Raw genomic sequence first — 16,258 nt, forward strand, 5'->3', positions numbered from 1 at the left:
GTCACCGCCCCCGCCACTTCGGCGGTCGCTTCTGCGTGAACGCCTCGTGGAACTCGGCGTAGTCCTCGCCGTTCATGAGCAGGGCCTGGGTGGAGGCGTCCAGTTCGACGGACGCGGCGAGCGGCATGTCCAGTTCCGCGGTGAGGAGCGCCTTGGTCTGGGCGTACGCCAGTGCGGGGCCGTCGGCCAGGCGGCGGGCGAGTGCCTGGGCGACCTCGTCGGAGCGGCCCTCGTCCGTCAGTTCGCTGATCAGGCCGATGCGCTCGGCCTCGGGGGCGCGGACCGGCTCTCCGAGCATGAGCAGCCGGGTGGCGTGGCCGAGGCCCACGACGCGGGGCAGCAGATAGGCGGCGCCCATGTCGCCGCCGGAGAGGCCGACGCGGGTGAAGAGGAACGCGAAGCGGGCGCTGGGGTCGGCGATCCGGAAGTCGGCGGCCAGGGCGAGGACCGCGCCGGCGCCGGCCGCCACGCCGTGCACGGCCGCGATGACCGGGAACGGGCACTCCCGGACGGCGCGCACGACCTGGCCGGTCATCCGGTTGAAGTCGAGGAGTCGGGCGGTGTCCATGCCGAGGGTGGCGCCGATGATCTCGTCGACGTCTCCGCCGGAGCAGAAGCCGCGGCCCTCGCCGGCCAGCACCAGGGCGCGGACCGACCGCTCCCGGGACAGCTCGGCGAGCAGATCGCGCAGGTCGGCGTAGGCGCCGAAGGTGAGGGCGTTGAGTTTCTCGGGGCGGGCCAGGGTGACGGTGACGACGCCGTCGGTGCGTTCGACGCGCAGGTGGTGCCAGTCGGAGGTGCGGGCGGCGGAGCCGGTGAAGGGACTCATGAGGGCGGCCTCCTCGACAGTCACTTCCGAAGTTATCACCTTCTTGTGACTGTCGTCATGAGTACGCGATAGGAGCTCCGGGAAGAATCGCCGTGTCACCGCACGGCATGTTCTCGTCACACACGTCACCGGTCGTCGATAACGCGGTAACAACGGGATCAGGTGCGCGAGAGGGACCGTTGACCCGGGTAAGTCGCCGGGCAGGGGCCGACGGTCCCGTACGGCGCCCGACGAGCGCCTCTGCCGGAGGCCGCCGTACCATTCCTGAAGTTGAAAGCAGGGCCACCTGATGTCGACCATCGGAACCTGCGCCATGAACGGACTCGCCTTGTACGAACGCCCCTCCGAGCCGCCCGCCTCCTGGCGAATCGCGCTGCCGCACTCCGCCGCGGCCGTGCCGGTGGCCCGTGCTCTGGTCCGAACGGCGCTGGCCGAGCTGAAGCACGGGGCGGACAGCGACACCGCGGAGCTGCTCACCGCCGAGCTGGTGGCCAACGCCGTGGAGCACACCGCCGGGGACGCCCCGATAGAGCTGGTGGTGGAGCTGCAGCCGACCGGCTGCCAGGTCGAGGTGCACGACGCCGACCCGGTGCCGCCCGGCGATCTCACCCGGCCTTCCGGGGAGGAGCCCGACCCCTGGCAGGAGCACGGGCGCGGGCTGCTGCTCATCCGCACCCTCAGCTCGTCCTGCGGACACCGGCCCACCGATCAGGGCAAGGCGGTGTGGTTCAGGCTGGCCGCCGTTCCGGCGCAGTGGCGTCCGCACCCGGCGTGACGTCGGCCGCGACGGGCGCGCCTCGCGTCAGCCGTCGGCCGTGAGCCGTCCCTGAGTCGCGGCGCCCGTGGCGGGCGTGACGCGTGCGGCGGGCGTGACGCGTGCGGCGGGCGTGACGCGTGAGTCCGGGCGGGCCGCTCAGGCGAGCGTGGCGACCAGTACGGCCTTGATCGTGTGCAGGCGGTTCTCCGCCTCGTCGAAGACGACCGAGTGGGCCGACTCGAACACCTCGTCCGTCACCTCGAGGGAGTCCAGGCCGTGGGTCTCGTGGATCTCGCGGCCGACCTTGGTGCCGAGGTCGTGGAAGGCCGGGAGGCAGTGCAGGAACTTGACGTCCGGGTTGCCGGTGGCGCGCAGGACGTCCATGGTCACGGCGTACGGGCCGAGGGCGGCGATCCGCTCGCCCCAGACCTCCTTGGGTTCCCCCATGGAGACCCACACGTCGGTGGCCACGAAGTCGGCGCCCGCGACGCCCTCGGCGAGGTCCTCGGTGAGCAGGATCGCGGCCCCGGAGTCCTCGGCCAGCTTGCGGGCCTGCGCGATCACCTCGTCGGCGGGCCAGTACTCCTTCGGCGCGACGATACGGACGTCCATGCCGAGCAGGGCGCCGGTGACCAGGTAGGAGTTGCCCATGTTGAAGCGGGCGTCACCGAGGTAGGCGAGGACGAAACGGTCGTCCCCGAGGTTCTTGGCACAGTGCTCGGTCATGGTGAGCACGTCGGCGAGCATCTGGGTGGGGTGCCAGTCGTCGGTGAGGCCGTTGAAGACGGGCACGCCCGCGTGGGCGGCGAGCTCCTCGACCTTCCGCTGGCTGGACCCGCGGTACTCGATGCCGTCGTACATCCGGCCCAGCACCCGGGCGGTGTCCTTCACCGACTCCTTGTGGCCGATCTGGGAGCCGGAGGGGTCGAGGTAGGTGGTGGAGGCGCCCTGGTCCGCGGCGGCGACCTCGAACGCGCAGCGGGTGCGCGTCGAGGTCTTCTCGAAGATCAGGGCGATGTTCTTGCCGCGCAGGTGCTGGACCTCGGTCCCGGCCTTCTTGGCGGCCTTCAGCTCGGCGGCCAGCTCGATCAGGCCGCGGAACTCCTCCTCGGTGAAGTCCAGCTCCTTGAGGAAGTGGCGGCCGGCGAGGGCGGTCGGGACTGTCGCCATGGGGGTCGCTCCAGAAGTGCGGTGAAGAGATGCAGTGCGCGGACTGCGACGGGAAAGGACCCTCGGAAGTCTATACGACACCCAGCATTTTTATACAGACACCCGAGCGACACCCGTACACCCGTACAGCCAGACGACCAGACGGCCAGACGGCCAGACGGCCAGACGGTCATAGACCATCCCGCCATACGCCATCCCGCCATGAGCCATACGGCGCGCATCCGGCACGCCCACCCCCACAGCACGCCTATACGGCACTCCGTTCGACCGGGCAGCTCATACAGCGCGGCCCGCCCCTCCCCCGGCCCAGTTCGCTGCCGGGGATCTCGATCACCTCGATGCCCCGTTTGCGCAGATGGGTGTTGGTGGTGACGTTGCGCTCGTAGGCGACGACCACGCCCGGCTCCACGGCGAGGACGTTGCAGCCGTCGTCCCACTGCTCGCGCTCGGCCGCGTGGACGTCCTGGGTGGCGGTGAGCACCCGGATCTCGCTCAGACCGAGGGCGGCGGCGATCGCGCGGTGCATGTGCTCCGGCGGATGGTCGGTCACCTTCAGCTCCTTCTCGCCGACGCCCGGTTCGATGGTGTACGAGCGGAGCATGCCGAGGCCCGCGTACTGGGTGAAGGTGTCGCCGTCGACCATCGTCATCACGGTGTCGAGGTGCATGAAGGCACGCCGCTTCGGCATGTCGAGGGCCACGATGGTCTCGGCCGAGCCCGCCGCGAACAACTTGTGGGCGAGCATCTCGACGGCCTGCGGAGTGGTGCGCTCGCTCATGCCGATCAGCACGGCGCCGTTGCCGATGACGAGGACGTCACCGCCCTCGATGGTGGACGGATAGTCCGCCTGGCCCTCGGACCAGACGCGGAACGTTTCACCGCGGAACAGGGGGTGGTGCCGGTAGATCGCCTCGAAGTGGACGGTCTCGCGCTGCCGGGCCGGCCAGCGCATGGCGTTGATCGCGACACCGTCGTAGATCCAGGCGGAGGTGTCCCGGGTGAAGAGGTGGTTGGGGAGGGGGTCGAGGAGGAAGTCGTCGAGGTCCATGACATGGAAGCGCACGGACGTCGGTTCGGGATGCGCTTCCAGAAACTCCCTCTTGGTCATACCGCCGACGAGGGCCTCCACCAGTTCCGGGGCGGGGAGCATCTCGAAGGCGGCGCGGAGGTGGTCGGTGGCGAGCACCCCGTACTCCTTCTCGTCGAAGACGCGGTCCAGGACGAGCGCTCGGGCCGCCGGGATCTCCAGGGCCTCGGTGAGCAGGTCGCCGAAGAGATGTACGGCGACACCGCGGTCGCGCAGTACGTCGGCGAACCCGTCGTGCTCGGCGCGCGCCCGGCGCACCCACAGCACGTCGTCGAAGAGAAGTGCGTCCTTGTTGCTGGGGGTGAGCCTTTTGAGCTCGAGATCCGGCCGGTGAAGGATGACGCGGCGCAGCCGCCCGGCCTCGGAGTCGACATGGAATCCCATGCCTCCATCCTGACCATCAGGGACCGCCTTCACCCCCTACTGGACCGTTTCCGCACGAGCTTGTTCCCGCCCTCGTCGCCTTCCGCCGCCCCCGCCCATTCTCGTCCCCTTGACGACAAGGGGAACGCACGACTATCGTTTCCCTTATCGTCGCACTGACGAGAAACGGAACGAGGGGGGTCTCTCATGGCCGACATCACCAGACGCCTGGGCTGGCGCCATCTGCGCGGCGCGCCGACGGCGCATGTGCGCCACCACCGCTCCGGCAAGCTGGCGCACGACGGTCCCGGGCTCAGCTTCTGGTTCCGCTCGCTGAGCGCGGCGCTCTCCGAAGTGCCGGTGGACGACCGCGAGTTGGCGATGACCTTCCACGCCCGTACGGTCGACTTCCAGGACGTGACGGTGCAGGCGACCGTGACCTACCGGATCAGCGACCCGGCTGTCGCCGCCGCCCGCCTCGACTTCTCCATCGACCCCGACACGGGGATCTGGCGCAGTGCGCCCCTGGAGCAGCTCGGCACCCTGCTGACGGAGACGGCGCAGCAGCACGCACTGGACGTCCTGGCGCGTACGTCACTGGCGTCGGCGCTGGTGGACGGCGTGAAGTCGGTACGGGAGCGGGTCGCGGCGGGGCTGGCGGCGGAGCCGCGACTGCCGGCCACGGGCATCGAGATCGTGGCCGTGCGGGTCGTCGCGCTGCGTCCGGAACCGGAGGTGGAGCGGGCGCTGCGCACCCCCGCACGCGAGCAGATCCAGCAGGAGGCCGACCGGGCGACGTACGAGCGGCGGGCGGTGGCCGTCGAGCGGGAGCGGACGATCGCCGAGAACGAGCTGGCCAGCCAGATCGAACTGGCCCGCCGTGAGGAGCAGTTGGTCGAGCAGCGCGGTACGAACACCCGTCGCGAGGCGGAGGAGAACGCGGCGGCGGACAAGGTACGGGCGGAGGCGGAAGCCTCCCGGTCGGTGCGGCTCGCGGAGGCGGAGGCCGCGCGGTCGGTCAAGCTGGCGGAGGCCGAGGCCTCCAAGCAGGTGCGGCTGGCGGACGCCGAGGCGCAGCGCTCGGAGCGGCTGACCGTGGCAGAGGCGACGCGCACGGTCCGGCTCGCGGAGGCGGAGGCGGCGCGGTCGGTCCAGCTCGCCCACGCCGAGGCCCAGGCGGCACGCGAGGTCGGCGAGGCGCGGGCCCAGGCGCAGGCGGCCTGGCTGCGCGTGCACGCGGACGTCGACGTGGCGACCCTGCACGCCCTCACCGGGACGCGTCTGGCCGAGAACCTGCCGCACATCGACAGCGTGACGATCTCGCCGGACGTCCTCACCGGGCTCCTGTCGAAGCTCGGCGCAGGGGAACGGGAATGAGTCTCGCCCCGCGGGCCGTGCTGGTCCACCGCACCACGGAGTACGAGGAGTTGGTGGCCCGGCACGGCACCCACGGCCAGGCCGCCTTCTTCCTCTCCTCGCGGGGGCGGGACATCGAGGAGGTCGCGGAACGCCACCGGCGTACCAGGCGGGCCATGGCGGAGGTCACGGCGGCGATTCCCCTGACCTGGCGTCAGACACGGGTGGAGCGAACGGACTTGGACCGCTTCCTCTTCGCCCCCGAGGACGTGGTGGTCGTGGTCGGCCAGGATGGACTGGTGGCGAACGTCGCCAAGTACCTGTCCGGTCAGCCGGTGGTGGGCATCGACACCGACCCCGGCCGCAACCCGGGCGTCCTGGTCCGCCACCGTCCGGCGGACGCCCGGCTGCTCCTGCCCTCCGTGCTCGCGGCGGGCACCGGCACGGACGGGCTGACCATGGTCGAGGCGGTGGCCGACGACACCCAGCGGCTGCTGGCCCTCAACGAGATCTATCTGGGCGCCGCGGGCCACCAGACCGCCCGCTACCGCCTGGGCCTCGACGACGACGGGGGTGCCGTCGAGGCCCAGGCCTCCTCAGGGGTGCTGGTGGGCACCGGCACCGGGGCGACCGGCTGGATCCGGTCGGTGTGGCAGGAGCGGGGCGCCGGGGGCGACAGGGGCCTGCGCCTTCCGGCCCCGACGGAGGACAGGTTGGTGTGGTTCGTGCGGGAGGCGTGGCCGTCCCCCGCGACCGGCACCTCGCTGGTCGCGGGCGAACTCGCGGCGGGCGGCCGGCTGACGCTCACCGTCGAGTCGGAACGCCTCATCGCCTTCGGCGACGGGATCGAGAGCGACGCGGTGGAACTGACGTGGGGGCAGCGGGTACGGGTGGGACGAGCGGAGACGGCACTGCGGCTCGTCGGGTGAGCCACAGCGCCGACCACCGTCCGGCCGGTGCCGGGTTGGACCGCTCCGCCACACCCCGTCCTGCGATTGCGGGTCGGGCCCCGCCGTCGGCCCCCGCCCGGCGATTCCGGGTCGGCCCGTACCCCGGAGCGGACGCGCCCATGAACGCTCTGGCCATTCAGGCCGCCAACCACCGTCCGGAGGTGACGGGTTGAACCGCCTAGCCAACTCCGGCCCGACCATGCCGGGTTGATCCGCCCGGGCGGCGATTGCCCGCTGCGCCCCGTCCAGCCGGACGAACGCGGCGCAGCACAGCTCCTCGCCTGTCGCGTCGGAGACCGACGCCCCGCTCACAACCGCGGGTCGACCGGCTCCGACTCCAGGGCCAGCACGCCGAAGACCGCCTCGTGGACGCGCCACAGGGGCTCGCCCTCGGCCAGGCGGGCCAGGGCCTCCAGGCCCAGGGCGTACTCGCGGATCGCCAACGACCGTTTGTGGTTGAGGAAGCGCCCGCGCAGCCGGGTGAGGTTGTCGGGACGGGTGTACTCCGGGCCGTAGATGATCCGGAGGTACTCACGGCCCCGGCACTTGATGCCGGGCTGGACCAGGCGGCCCTCACTGCCGCGGACCAGGGCGCCCAGCGGCTTGACGACCATGCCCTCGCCGCCTCGGCCCGTCATCTCCAGCCACCAGTCGACACCCGACTGGACCGACTCGGGGTCGGCCGTGTCGACGTAGAGGCGCCGGGTGGTCTGGAGCAGACCCGTGTTGTCGTGTTCCACCAGCCGGTCGAGGAGCGACAGCTGTACGTCGTGGGGCAGATCGGCCAGGCTGCGGCCCTGGACCGCGAGGATCTGGAACGGGGCCAGCCGTACGCCGTCCAGACCGTCCGTCGTCCAGCAGTAGCGGCGGTACGCCTCGGTGAACGCTGCCGCGTCCGAGGCGCGTTCGCGCTGGCGGGAGAGGAGGTCCCCGACGTCGACACCGCGTGCCGCCGCGCCTTCCAGGGCGGACAGGGTGCCCGGGAAGACCGCACGGGACGCGGCACCCACGGCCGCGTACTGCGAGCGGAGCAGACCCGAGGCCTTCAGCGACCAGGGCATCAGCTCGGCGTCCAGCAGCAGCCAGTCCACCTCGCCGGTGGCGCTGTCGGGTGCGGCCAGCTCCGACCAGAGGCCCGCCTCGTCCACCGCCGTCCGTATCCGGCCGAGTATCTCCTCCGTCACGCTCTCGTCGTCGAAGAACGGCCGGCCCGTGCGGGTGTAGAGGGACCCGGTGGGGCCGTCCACGCCGAAACGCTTGCGCGCCGTTTCCGCGTCCCGGCACACCAGGGCCACCGCCCTCGAGCCCATGTGCTTCTCCTCGCACACGACCCGTGCGACACCGTCCTGCGCGTACTGCGCGAACGCCTCCGCCGGGTGCTCCAGGTAGCCCTCGACATGCGAGGTGGCCGTGGGGGCCATCGTCGGCGGCAGGTACGGCAGCAGCCTCGGGTCCACCGCGAAACGGCTCATGACCTCCAGGGCCGCGGCCGCGTTCTCCTCGCGGATCGAGACACGGTTCTGACCCTCGTAACGGGTTTCGACAATGCGTCGGCCGTGGACGTCCGCCAGGTCCAGCGGGCGGCCGTCGTGCCCGCCGGGCGCCGCGGAGCGCAGTGGCTTCGTCGGCTCGTACCAGACCTGCTCCGCCGGTACGTCGACCAGCTCGCGCTCCGGCCAGCGCAGCGCGGTCAGCTTGCCGCCGAACACGGCGCCGGTGTCCAGGCAGATGGTGTTGTTCAGCCAGGTGGCCTCCGGGACGGGCGTGTGCCCGTAGACCACCGCCGCGCGGCCCCGGTAGTCCTCCGCCCACGGGTAGCGCACCGGCAGGCCGAACTCGTCGGTCTCGCCGGTGGTGTCGCCGTACAGCGCGTGCGAGCGGACGCGCCCGGACGTGCGTCCGTGGTACTTCTCCGGCAGACCCGCGTGGCAGACCACGAGCCTGCCGCCGTCGAGGACGTAGTGGCTGACGAGGCCGTCGATGAACTCCCTTACCTCGGTGCGGAACTCCTCGCTCTCGCTCTCCATCTGCTCGATGGTCTCGGCCAGGCCGTGGGTGTGCTGGACCTTGCGGCCGCGCAGGTGACGGCCGTACTTGTTCTCGTGGTTGCCGGGCACGCAGAGGGCGTTGCCCGACTTGACCATCGCCATCACGCGACGCAGCACGCCCGGGCTGTCCGGGCCCCGGTCGACCAGGTCACCGACGAACACGGCCTGCCGGCCCTCCGGGTGGACGCCGTCCACATAGCCCAACTTGCCCAGAAGTCCATCGAGTTCGAAGGCGCAGCCGTGAATGTCGCCGATGATGTCGAACGGGCCGGTGAGGTGGGTCAGGTCGTTGTAGCGCTTCTCGGTGACGACCGAGGCGTTCTCGATGTCCTCGACGCCCCGCAGGACGTGCACCTTGCGGAAGCCCTCGCGCTCCAGGTGGCGCAGCGAGCGGCGGAGTTCGCGGGTGTGGCGCTGGATGACCCGGCGGGGCATGTCGGCGCGGTCGGTGCGGGCCGCGTTGCGTTCGGCGCACACCTCCTCCGGCACGTCCAGCACGACGGCGATGGGCAGCACGTCGTACTGCTTCGCCAGCTCGATCAGCTGACGGCGGGCGTCCTGCTGCACGCTGGTGGCGTCGACCACCGTGCGACGACCGGCCGCGAGCCGCTTGCCCGCGATGTAGTGCAGGACGTCGAAGGCGTCCCGTGTCGCGCTCTGGTCGTTCTCGTCGTCGGAGACCAGACCTCGGCAGAAGTCGGAGGAGATGACCTCGGTGGGCTTGAAGTTGCGGTGGGCGAACGTGGACTTGCCGGACCCGGACGCACCGATCAGCACGACGAGGGAGAGGTCGGTGACGGGCAGCACACGGCCCTGCTTCGCGGAAACCTGAGTCTCGGTCATGCTGCCTTCGCCTCCTTCTCGTTGACGCTGCTCATGGTGAAAACGGCCATCTGGGTGGGCGGGCCGACCTCCGGGTCGTCCAGGCCTACGGGGACGAACTCGACGGCGTAGCCGTGCCGTTCGGCGACGGTGGCCGCCCAGCCGCGGAACTCCTCACGGGTCCACTCGAAGCGGTGGTCGCCGTGCCGGACGTGTCCTGCCGGGAGGCTCTCCCAGCGGACGTTGTACTCGACGTTCGGGGTGGTCACCAGGACCGTACGCGGGCGGGCCGAACCGAACACCGCGTACTCCAGGGCAGGCAGCCTGGGCAGGTCGAGGTGCTCGATCACCTCGCTGAGCACGGCGGCGTCGTAGCCCTTGAGGCGGGTGTCGGTGTAAGAGAGCGAGCTCTGGAGGAGCTGGACGCGGGAGGCCTGCCGCTCGCCCATGCGGTCCAGCTTCAGCCGCCGGGAGGCGATGGTGAGCGCGCGCATCGACACGTCGACACCGACGATCTCGGTGAAGCGCGGGTCCTTCAGCAGCGCCTGCACCAACTGGCCCTGGCCGCAGCCGAGGTCGAGGACCCGGGCGGCCCCGGACTCCGACAGCGCCGTGACAATGGCCTCGCGGCGCAGCACGGCCAGCGGTGTCGGGCGCTCCTCCGTCTCGGCCTCTGCCTCGACCGCGTTGTCGATCTCCTCGACCTCGCTGTCGTCGGCTTCGGCGAGCCGGACCAGCTCCAGCCGCTCCATCGCCTGGCGGGTCAGCGACCAGCGGCGGGACAGGTAACGGCTGGTGATCAGTTTCTGCTGGGGGTGATCCGACAGCCAGCCCTCACCGGCGCGCAGCAGCTTGTCGACCTCGTCGGAGGAGACCCAGTAGTGCTTGGCGTCGTCGAGGACGGGCAGCAGGACGTACAGGTGACGCAGGGCCTCGGCGACGGTGAGCGTCTCCGCCTCCAGGACCAGGCTCACGTATCGCGAGTCTCCCCACTCCTCGAACTCCGTGTCGAGGGCCACCGGTTCGGCACTCACGGCCCAGCCGAGCGGCTCGAAGAGACCGCGTACGAGGTCGACGCCGCCGCGGGCGGGCAGTGCCGGTACCTCGACACGCAACGGCCGCTGCTGCGCCGGGAGTTCGGGCTTCGCCGCGCACACCCCGCGCATCGCGCTGGAGAACACCCCGCTCAGGGCGACCGCGAGCAGCGAGGAGGCCGCGTAGGGGCGGTCGTTGACGTACTGGGCGAGGGCCGCGTCCGGAGCACCGCCCCGGCCCTTGCCCTTGCCGCGCCGGACCAGCGCCACGGCGTCCACCTCCAGCAGCAGCGCCGCCGTGCAGCGCTCGGCATCGGCCTCGGGATAGAGGACGTGGGCCTTGCCGTAGGAGGTGGAGAACGCCTGCGCCTTGTCGGGATGCTTGTGCAGCAGGAAGCCCAGATCGGTGGCGGGACGTTCAGGGGTGCCGGTGGTGCTGATCGTCAGGAACACGTGGGTGCCTCGGTGGGTTCGGAAGAAGGAGCGGAAGCGCTGATCGTGCGCTCGCGCACCCCTACAACGTACAGAGAACGCTTCCGCGCCACTCGCGATTTTCCCAGCCGGCCGACGGCCGTCCGCGCTGGTCAGGCACCGGGCGCCGGGGGCGGAGACGCTCACCGCCGCCGGGATCCCCGGCTTGCCCTTCCGGAGGTTTCCCTCCGTCTGTCTGTTGCTCCGTCTTCCTGTTACTCCGTCCTTCTGTTACTCCGGTGTGCTTCGCCACGGGCTGACGCCGAGCTTTCCGGTGGTGCCGAGGTCCAGGTGGGGGGTCACCATCACCGGCTCGGCGTCGGACCTGGCACGCACCCGGACGTACGGGACGTCGACCGCGGTGCCGAAGCCGGTGGTGTTGCGCCACATCAGGCCGGCGTTCGCGCGTTCGCCGGGCTTCAGCGTGACGGGCCGGGGTGGGTCGTCGAACCCGGTGACGGTGGAGATGCCGCCACTGCCCTTGAAGATCTTGACGCCGTCGACCGGCTTGTGGTCCTCGTCCAGGAGGGTCACCTGCGGGTAGCCGTCCACCGTGTAGTCCCGATCGCCGCAGTTCTCCAGGATGAGTCCCACGACGCGCAGCCCCATCGCGGCGTCGCCGTCGTCGGCGGAGACGCGGACCCCGGAGGGCGGGCAGACCCCGGCCTCGGTCGGCGCCTCGTCCGCCGGGACCTTGGTCACCTCCCCGACCTTCACCGTCGTCACCGGCGACGACCCCGGCACGAGCTCCCCCGGTCGTACGGTGTCCCGTACCGTCCGGCCGGCCCCCACCGAGCGCACGGTCACCCGCTCGTTGCTCATGACCTCGCCCGCGCTCGTCGTGAAGTCGAAACGGACGGTGTAGGTCAACGCTTCGGTACCGGAGTTGGTGACCTCGTACGCGGCCGAGATGCCGGAATCGGCGGCGAGCCCGGCCGGGAGGCGTTCGGCCTTGACGAGTCCGCCGTCGGATGGGCTGGGGCTCGCGGCGGCGGAGGGGATGGTCACCGAGGTGATCCGGACCCCGTCCACGGCGGGTTGGGTGACCTGTGTCCGCGGTGTAGAGCCGCTCGCGCCGACGCCGCCGTTCTGGGTGCCGGCCTGTTCCGATCCGCACGCCGTGAGGAGCAGCGCGGCGGCGAGAGCCGGGAGGAGTGGGAGGGGTCTGCGCATCCGGCCACCTCATCAGGGGCCGGCCATACCGACTGTGACGGAAGCCATAGCTCCGGTCACAGCCGTGTCACAGATGATCGGCGGCGCGTCCCGGCCGTCCGGACATTGAAGACAACGAGGACAACGGAGACAACGATGTCCCAGCCTGGCCGGGCGCGCCGCCGTGCACGTCCGCGATCGCCGTACTAGTTCAGCACTGGTTCAGCTGCGCCTGCACCTGTGCGGAGATCAGCTCCAGGTGGTCCAGGTCGTGCAGGTCGAGGACCTGGAGGTAGAACCGCCGGGAGCCTGCCTCGGCGTATCGGCCGATCTTGTCGACGACCTCGGCCGGAGAACCGGCCAGCCCGTTGGCCTTCAGCTCGTCGACCTCGCGGCCGATCGCGGCGGCGCGCCGGGCGAGCTCCTGGTCGTCCTTGCCGACGCAGACGACGAGGGCGTTGGAGAAGGTGATCGAATCGGCTGCGCGGCCTGCCTCCTGAGCGGCGGCCCGCACCCGGCCGAACTGGCGCTCACAGTCCTCGATCGAGCCGAACGGCATGTTGAACTCGTCGGCGAACCGGGCGGCCAGCCGCGGCGTGCGGGTCGCGCCGGTGCCGCCGATCAGCACCGGGATCTTCGCCTGTGCGGGCTTGGGCAGGGCGGGCGAGTCGGTGAGGTCGTAGTACGTGCCGTGGAAGTCGTACGTCTTGCCGAGCTCCGTCGCCCACAGGCCCGTGACGATCTCCAGCTGCTCCTCCAGCCGGCCGATCTTCTCCTTCGGGAAGGGGATCCCGTATGCCGTGTGCTCCTCCTCGAACCAGCCCGCGCCCAGGCCCAGTTCGATCCGTCCGCCGGACATCTGGTCCACCTGCGCGACCTGGATGGCGAGGACGCCCGGCAGCCGGAACGTGCCGGCGGTCATCAGCGTGCCGAGGCGGATGCGCTTGGTCTCGCGGGCGAGCCCGGCGAGGGTGATCCAGGCGTCCGTGGGGCCCGGAAGGCCGCTCACGTCGCCCATCTTCAGATAGTGGTCGGACCGGAAAAAGGCGTCGAACCCGAGGTCCTCGGTGGCCTTCGCCACGGCGAGGAGGGTGTCGTACGTCGCCCCCTGCTGGGGCTCGGTGAAGATACGCAGATCCATACCTCCATCCTGCACTCCGGCCTCCCCGTCAACCGCACCGGTCCCGTCTCCCCCGGCCGTCCCCGGTCGGGTGAAAATCGTCCGTGCTGTGCGTGGGGGGGTTGCCCGGGCCGGTGACCCGCCCCTCCGGTGATCGTTGGGCGGGCGGAGCCGGACCGCCCGGCGCCCGTGCCCGGCTGGTCAGCGCCGGGATGTCATCCGCATCGGCCCCTCCTCACGGGGCCAGGGCCGAGGAGGCCGTCATGTCCGAAGAGACCGTGCCGCAACAGGGCGGGGCCCCCGCCGCAGCCCAGCCGAAGGGACTGTTGCAGCAGATGGAGGAGCTGATGGCGGCCCTGAACGCGGATCTCTCCGCGTTGGATGCGGATTTCCAGTCGACCGGGGGTGCGCAGCGGGGGCCGAGAGAAGAAGGTGGCACGGGGGGCTGAGCCTCTCCGCCCCCTCCCCTCCCCTCCCCTCCCCCACCCGCCGCTCCCGCCCCCTCCTCCACTCCCGCCCCTTCGCCGGGTGCCGGGTGCCCAGCGAAGGGGCACCGAGCACCGAGCGCCGGACAGGTCGGTTCCTCATCTCTCCGGCAACGCGCCCTCTCTCTCCTCCCGTTCCTCTCTCGCCGCCAGCTTGCGCAGCATCTCCAGGACCCTGTCCCTGGACTCGTCCGCCGCGTCGATGGCCTCCATGCACTTCCAGTACGTGCCCTGGTCGTCCGCCGAACTCGCGAGGCCGACCAGGGCGATGCCGGCCTCGCCCAGCAGGCCGCTCAGGTCGAGCAGCGCCCGACGGGCGTCGTCCAGTTCGGTGAGCCGGGCGGCGAGCAGGTCCCCGGGATCGAGGTCCGGCGCGCCCAGCACACCGCAGCCTCTGCCCGCCAGCTCGGTCAGTCCCAGTGCCTCGCCGCGCAGTTCGGGCGGGCCCGAGACGGCGAGGCGGCTGCCGATCGCCTGCGCCAGGGCCTGTGCCTGCCACACCTCCTCGAGGATCCTCGCTCCCTCGCCGCCGCCCGCGAGCGCGCGCCTGCTCGTCAGGATGAGCCGCACCGCGTCCATGCGCTGCCCCCGTCTGCCCGACGTGCTGCCCGCACGTCCGCCCGAACACCCGTGTCCACCAGTCCACTACCCAGAGTGAGGGTGTGTGGGGCGAAAAGCCAGAGGAAGACCGAAATCTGTGGACAACAAATCGATTTCGGTCCGCTCGTCGACTGCGGAGAGTGAAAACGGACTGCTCGGCTCCCTCCGCCCAGCCGCCATGGCACCACTACGTCGTTGCCGAGTCATCGCCGGGCCGCCCCCAAGTCACCGCCGGGCCAGCGCTACGGCGCCGGGAACCTGTGCTCGTTGCGGTCGATCTTCGCGTTCAGTGCCGCCAGCGGATCGACACCGAGCACTTCGCACAGCTGGAGCAGATAGGCGAGCACGTCGGCGACCTCGTCCGTCACCCGGTGGGCGGTCTCCGGGTCCTCCATCACGTTCGCCGACTCCTCCGGCGTCAACCACTGGAAGATCTCGACCAGTTCGGACGCCTCCACGCTGAGCGCGGCGACGAGGTTCTTGGGGGTGTGGAAGGGCTGCCAGTTCCGCGCGGCCGCGAACTCGGTGAGTCTGCGCTGGAGCTTCGCCACGTCGAGGTGTTGTTCTGTCACGGACCCAGGTGTACCACCGTCACTCCCTCGGCCCGGGTGGCGCCGTACTCGTCGCCGACCGCGCCGACGCAGCGGATGTGCCCGCGCTCGGCCATCCGCACTGCCAGCCGCAGCAGTTCGGCGCGCTGTCGTACGTCGAGGCCACGGTCGAGGCCGTCCGCGAGCAGGGTGAGGGTCTGCATCGCGGCGGGCACCTCGCCGGCCGGGTCCACGTCGAGGACGCCCGGTCCGGTGAGGAGCACCAGCGCGAGGGCGACGTAGCGCAGTTCGCCGTATCCCAGCCGGGCGAGCTCCGTGCGGCTGCCGTCGGCGCGGTGGAGCAGTGCGCGGACCGTGCCGTCGGCCAGCGGTTCGGCGCGCAGGTCCACGACCGGTCCCGTCGATCCGGCGGACAGCGCGGCCACCAGTTGCGCGTGCCGCCGTCCGCACTCCTCGCGGGTGCGCCAGAGGACGTCGGCGAGGTTGTCGCAGCCGGCGAGCAGCCGGCCGGAGCCGATGGGGACGGGAACCCCCATCCAGTCGGGTTGCGGATCGCAGGCGAAGACGGACCGCAGGGCGACGACCATCTGTTCCGCGGCGGCGAGCACCTGCCGCTGTCCGTCGGTCTTGCCGGCCACGCGCAGCGGCAGCAGTGCGGTGCCGAGCCGGTCGTCGGGCAGGGGGGCGCGCGTCACCGGTGCGGAGCCGCCGGTGTGCCAGGCCGCCTGTACCGCGCGGCGCCCGGGATCGCGCAGCGCCGTCTCCAGCAGCACGACGCCCGCCGCGCTCAGCCGCTCCCCCACGATGCGCAGCTCGGGTTCGGCCTGCACGGCGACGTCGAGCAGAACCGGGCCGCCGGGGCCGTCGGCCGTGCATCCGATACGGAACCCGCGACGACGCTGGGCATCGGGCCGCGCCCCCTGCGGCACACACGCGGCCGGGTCGGCGAACACCTCGCCCAGCGGGGCCCCGCCACCCAGCCGGGCCAGCGCCTCGTAGGCCCGCAGCGCGCTGCTCTTGCCACTCCCGCTGGCCCCGACGAACAGCGTGACCGGCCCCAGCGGAAACCGGGCCCGCCGGTGCCCCGCAAAGGCGGAGAGCCGCAGTTCGGTGACACAGGGCCGGACGTACCGCACCCGAGCGGACGCCGTACGGAGACCCGGCGCGGGGGACGGACCGTGTCGCTCCGCCGCCGAGGGCCCCTGCGCGGGCACGGTACGGGAGACGTCCCCGGACGGCGGCTGGTCCGACGCCGATTGCGGTACGGCCGGGTGAGGTAAGGGCGTGGAGGAGGCGGCGGAAGAGGCGGCGGAGGACGCAAACGGCGAGGACATATCCGGACCGTAGGACTCCGCCACCAGACGAACCGTTCCGCCCCGGACAGCTTCCTACGATCGAGCGACCCGACGACCACGCCGACCCGACGACCCGGACGACCCGACGCCCCGGACGACCCGCAGGCC

At 71.4% G+C, this 16,258-nt stretch carries 14 protein-coding genes; 4 read left to right on the top strand and 10 right to left on the bottom strand.

Features of this window, described 5'->3' with window-relative positions:
• Position 1: 1 nt before the first annotated feature.
• On the bottom strand, positions 2–829 hold the full coding sequence (locus OHU34_RS10915) for an enoyl-CoA hydratase family protein (RefSeq protein ID WP_405766081.1): 828 nt from the start codon (positions 827–829) through the stop codon (positions 2–4).
• A gap of 313 nt (positions 830–1,142) precedes the next feature.
• Between OHU34_RS10915 and OHU34_RS10920 the strand changes: the two genes are divergently transcribed.
• Positions 1,143–1,604 (top strand): ATP-binding protein, encoded by a 462-nt coding sequence (locus OHU34_RS10920; protein WP_142268103.1) that lies wholly within the window; start codon positions 1,143–1,145, stop codon positions 1,602–1,604.
• A 138-nt stretch (positions 1,605–1,742) separates the two neighbouring features.
• On the opposite strand, the gene argF is transcribed toward OHU34_RS10920, so the two are convergent.
• Together argF and OHU34_RS10930 are read right to left on the bottom strand one after the other, a co-directional pair.
• Positions 1,743–2,756, bottom strand: a complete 1,014-nt coding sequence (gene argF / locus OHU34_RS10925) for an ornithine carbamoyltransferase (protein ID WP_142266595.1) — start codon at positions 2,754–2,756, stop codon at positions 1,743–1,745.
• A 247-nt stretch (positions 2,757–3,003) separates the two neighbouring features.
• Positions 3,004–4,227, bottom strand: a complete 1,224-nt coding sequence (locus OHU34_RS10930; RefSeq protein WP_142266594.1) for an arginine deiminase — start codon at positions 4,225–4,227, stop codon at positions 3,004–3,006.
• Positions 4,228–4,413: 186 nt separating this feature from the next.
• On the opposite strand from OHU34_RS10930, the gene OHU34_RS10935 reads away from it, so the two are divergent.
• The gene (locus OHU34_RS10935; RefSeq protein ID WP_142266593.1) at positions 4,414–5,583 is read left to right on the top strand and encodes an SPFH domain-containing protein; all 1,170 of its coding nucleotides are present in this window, start codon (positions 4,414–4,416) and stop codon (positions 5,581–5,583) included.
• Positions 5,580–6,491 (top strand): NAD(+)/NADH kinase, encoded by a 912-nt coding sequence (locus OHU34_RS10940; protein WP_020125170.1) that lies wholly within the window; start codon positions 5,580–5,582, stop codon positions 6,489–6,491. Before OHU34_RS10935 ends, OHU34_RS10940 begins: the two co-directional genes overlap by 4 nt.
• 329 nt (positions 6,492–6,820) lie before the next feature.
• Here OHU34_RS10940 and OHU34_RS10945 read toward each other — a convergent pair whose 3' ends face one another.
• The 4 genes from OHU34_RS10945 to OHU34_RS10960 form a co-directional block, all read right to left on the bottom strand.
• Positions 6,821–9,403 carry a polynucleotide kinase-phosphatase gene (locus OHU34_RS10945; protein WP_142266591.1) on the bottom strand — a complete coding sequence of 861 codons (2,583 nt, stop codon included), beginning with the start codon at positions 9,401–9,403 and terminating at the stop codon, positions 6,821–6,823.
• Entirely contained in the window at positions 9,400–10,869 is a 1,470-nt protein-coding gene (locus OHU34_RS10950) for a 3' terminal RNA ribose 2'-O-methyltransferase Hen1 (RefSeq protein WP_230194407.1), read from the bottom strand. The genes OHU34_RS10945 and OHU34_RS10950 overlap by 4 nt, the downstream gene beginning before the upstream one ends.
• A 249-nt stretch (positions 10,870–11,118) precedes the next feature.
• Positions 11,119–12,060: a DUF4232 domain-containing protein gene (locus OHU34_RS10955; protein WP_405766085.1), complete on the bottom strand. Its 942-nt coding sequence runs from the start codon at positions 12,058–12,060 to the stop codon at positions 11,119–11,121.
• A 190-nt stretch (positions 12,061–12,250) separates the two neighbouring features.
• On the bottom strand, positions 12,251–13,180 hold the full coding sequence (locus OHU34_RS10960; RefSeq protein ID WP_142266588.1) for an LLM class F420-dependent oxidoreductase: 930 nt from the start codon (positions 13,178–13,180) through the stop codon (positions 12,251–12,253).
• A 242-nt stretch (positions 13,181–13,422) separates the two neighbouring features.
• On the opposite strand from OHU34_RS10960, the gene OHU34_RS10965 reads away from it, so the two are divergent.
• Positions 13,423–13,608 (top strand): hypothetical protein, encoded by a 186-nt coding sequence (locus tag OHU34_RS10965; protein ID WP_142266587.1) that lies wholly within the window; start codon positions 13,423–13,425, stop codon positions 13,606–13,608.
• Positions 13,609–13,743: 135 nt separating this feature from the next.
• On the opposite strand, the gene OHU34_RS10970 is transcribed toward OHU34_RS10965, so the two are convergent.
• The 3 genes from OHU34_RS10970 to OHU34_RS10980 all read right to left on the bottom strand — a co-directional run bounded on the left by OHU34_RS10970 (position 13,744) and on the right by OHU34_RS10980 (position 16,129).
• Positions 13,744–14,223 (bottom strand): DUF6099 family protein, encoded by a 480-nt coding sequence (locus tag OHU34_RS10970; protein ID WP_142266586.1) that lies wholly within the window; start codon positions 14,221–14,223, stop codon positions 13,744–13,746.
• 263 nt (positions 14,224–14,486) lie between these two features.
• Positions 14,487–14,816, bottom strand: coding sequence for a nucleotide pyrophosphohydrolase (locus tag OHU34_RS10975; RefSeq protein ID WP_405766089.1), 330 nt, complete (start codon positions 14,814–14,816; stop codon positions 14,487–14,489).
• Positions 14,813–16,129 (bottom strand): ATP-binding protein, encoded by a 1,317-nt coding sequence (locus tag OHU34_RS10980; protein WP_235034576.1) that lies wholly within the window; start codon positions 16,127–16,129, stop codon positions 14,813–14,815. The genes OHU34_RS10975 and OHU34_RS10980 overlap by 4 nt, the downstream gene beginning before the upstream one ends.
• Between the last annotated feature and the right edge of the window lie 129 nt (positions 16,130–16,258).

The organism is Streptomyces sp. NBC_00080 (assembly GCF_045041255.1).
Lineage (GTDB): Bacteria > Actinomycetota > Actinomycetes > Streptomycetales > Streptomycetaceae > Streptomyces > Streptomyces coriariae.

What these genes read in the sequence shown, in the direction of transcription:
- OHU34_RS10970 (WP_142266586.1), bottom strand. Translation starts at nt 14,223, where the DNA reads ATGGACGCGGTGCGGCTCATCCTGACGAGCAGGCGCGCGCTCGCGGGC.
- OHU34_RS10960 (WP_142266588.1), bottom strand. Translation starts at nt 13,180, where the DNA reads ATGGATCTGCGTATCTTCACCGAGCCCCAGCAGGGGGCGACGTACGAC.
- OHU34_RS10930 (WP_142266594.1), bottom strand. Translation starts at nt 4,227, where the DNA reads ATGGGATTCCATGTCGACTCCGAGGCCGGGCGGCTGCGCCGCGTCATC.
- OHU34_RS10935 (WP_142266593.1), top strand. Translation starts at nt 4,414, where the DNA reads ATGGCCGACATCACCAGACGCCTGGGCTGGCGCCATCTGCGCGGCGCG.
- OHU34_RS10920 (WP_142268103.1), top strand. Translation starts at nt 1,143, where the DNA reads ATGAACGGACTCGCCTTGTACGAACGCCCCTCCGAGCCGCCCGCCTCC.
- OHU34_RS10915 (WP_405766081.1), bottom strand. Translation starts at nt 829, where the DNA reads ATGAGTCCCTTCACCGGCTCCGCCGCCCGCACCTCCGACTGGCACCAC.
- argF (WP_142266595.1), bottom strand. Translation starts at nt 2,756, where the DNA reads ATGGCGACAGTCCCGACCGCCCTCGCCGGCCGCCACTTCCTCAAGGAG.
- OHU34_RS10945 (WP_142266591.1), bottom strand. Translation starts at nt 9,403, where the DNA reads ATGACCGAGACTCAGGTTTCCGCGAAGCAGGGCCGTGTGCTGCCCGTC.
- OHU34_RS10965 (WP_142266587.1), top strand. Translation starts at nt 13,423, where the DNA reads ATGTCCGAAGAGACCGTGCCGCAACAGGGCGGGGCCCCCGCCGCAGCC.
- OHU34_RS10940 (WP_020125170.1), top strand. Translation starts at nt 5,580, where the DNA reads ATGAGTCTCGCCCCGCGGGCCGTGCTGGTCCACCGCACCACGGAGTAC.
- OHU34_RS10980 (WP_235034576.1), bottom strand. Translation starts at nt 16,129, where the DNA reads ATGTCCTCGCCGTTTGCGTCCTCCGCCGCCTCTTCCGCCGCCTCCTCC.
- OHU34_RS10955 (WP_405766085.1), bottom strand. Translation starts at nt 12,060, where the DNA reads ATGCGCAGACCCCTCCCACTCCTCCCGGCTCTCGCCGCCGCGCTGCTC.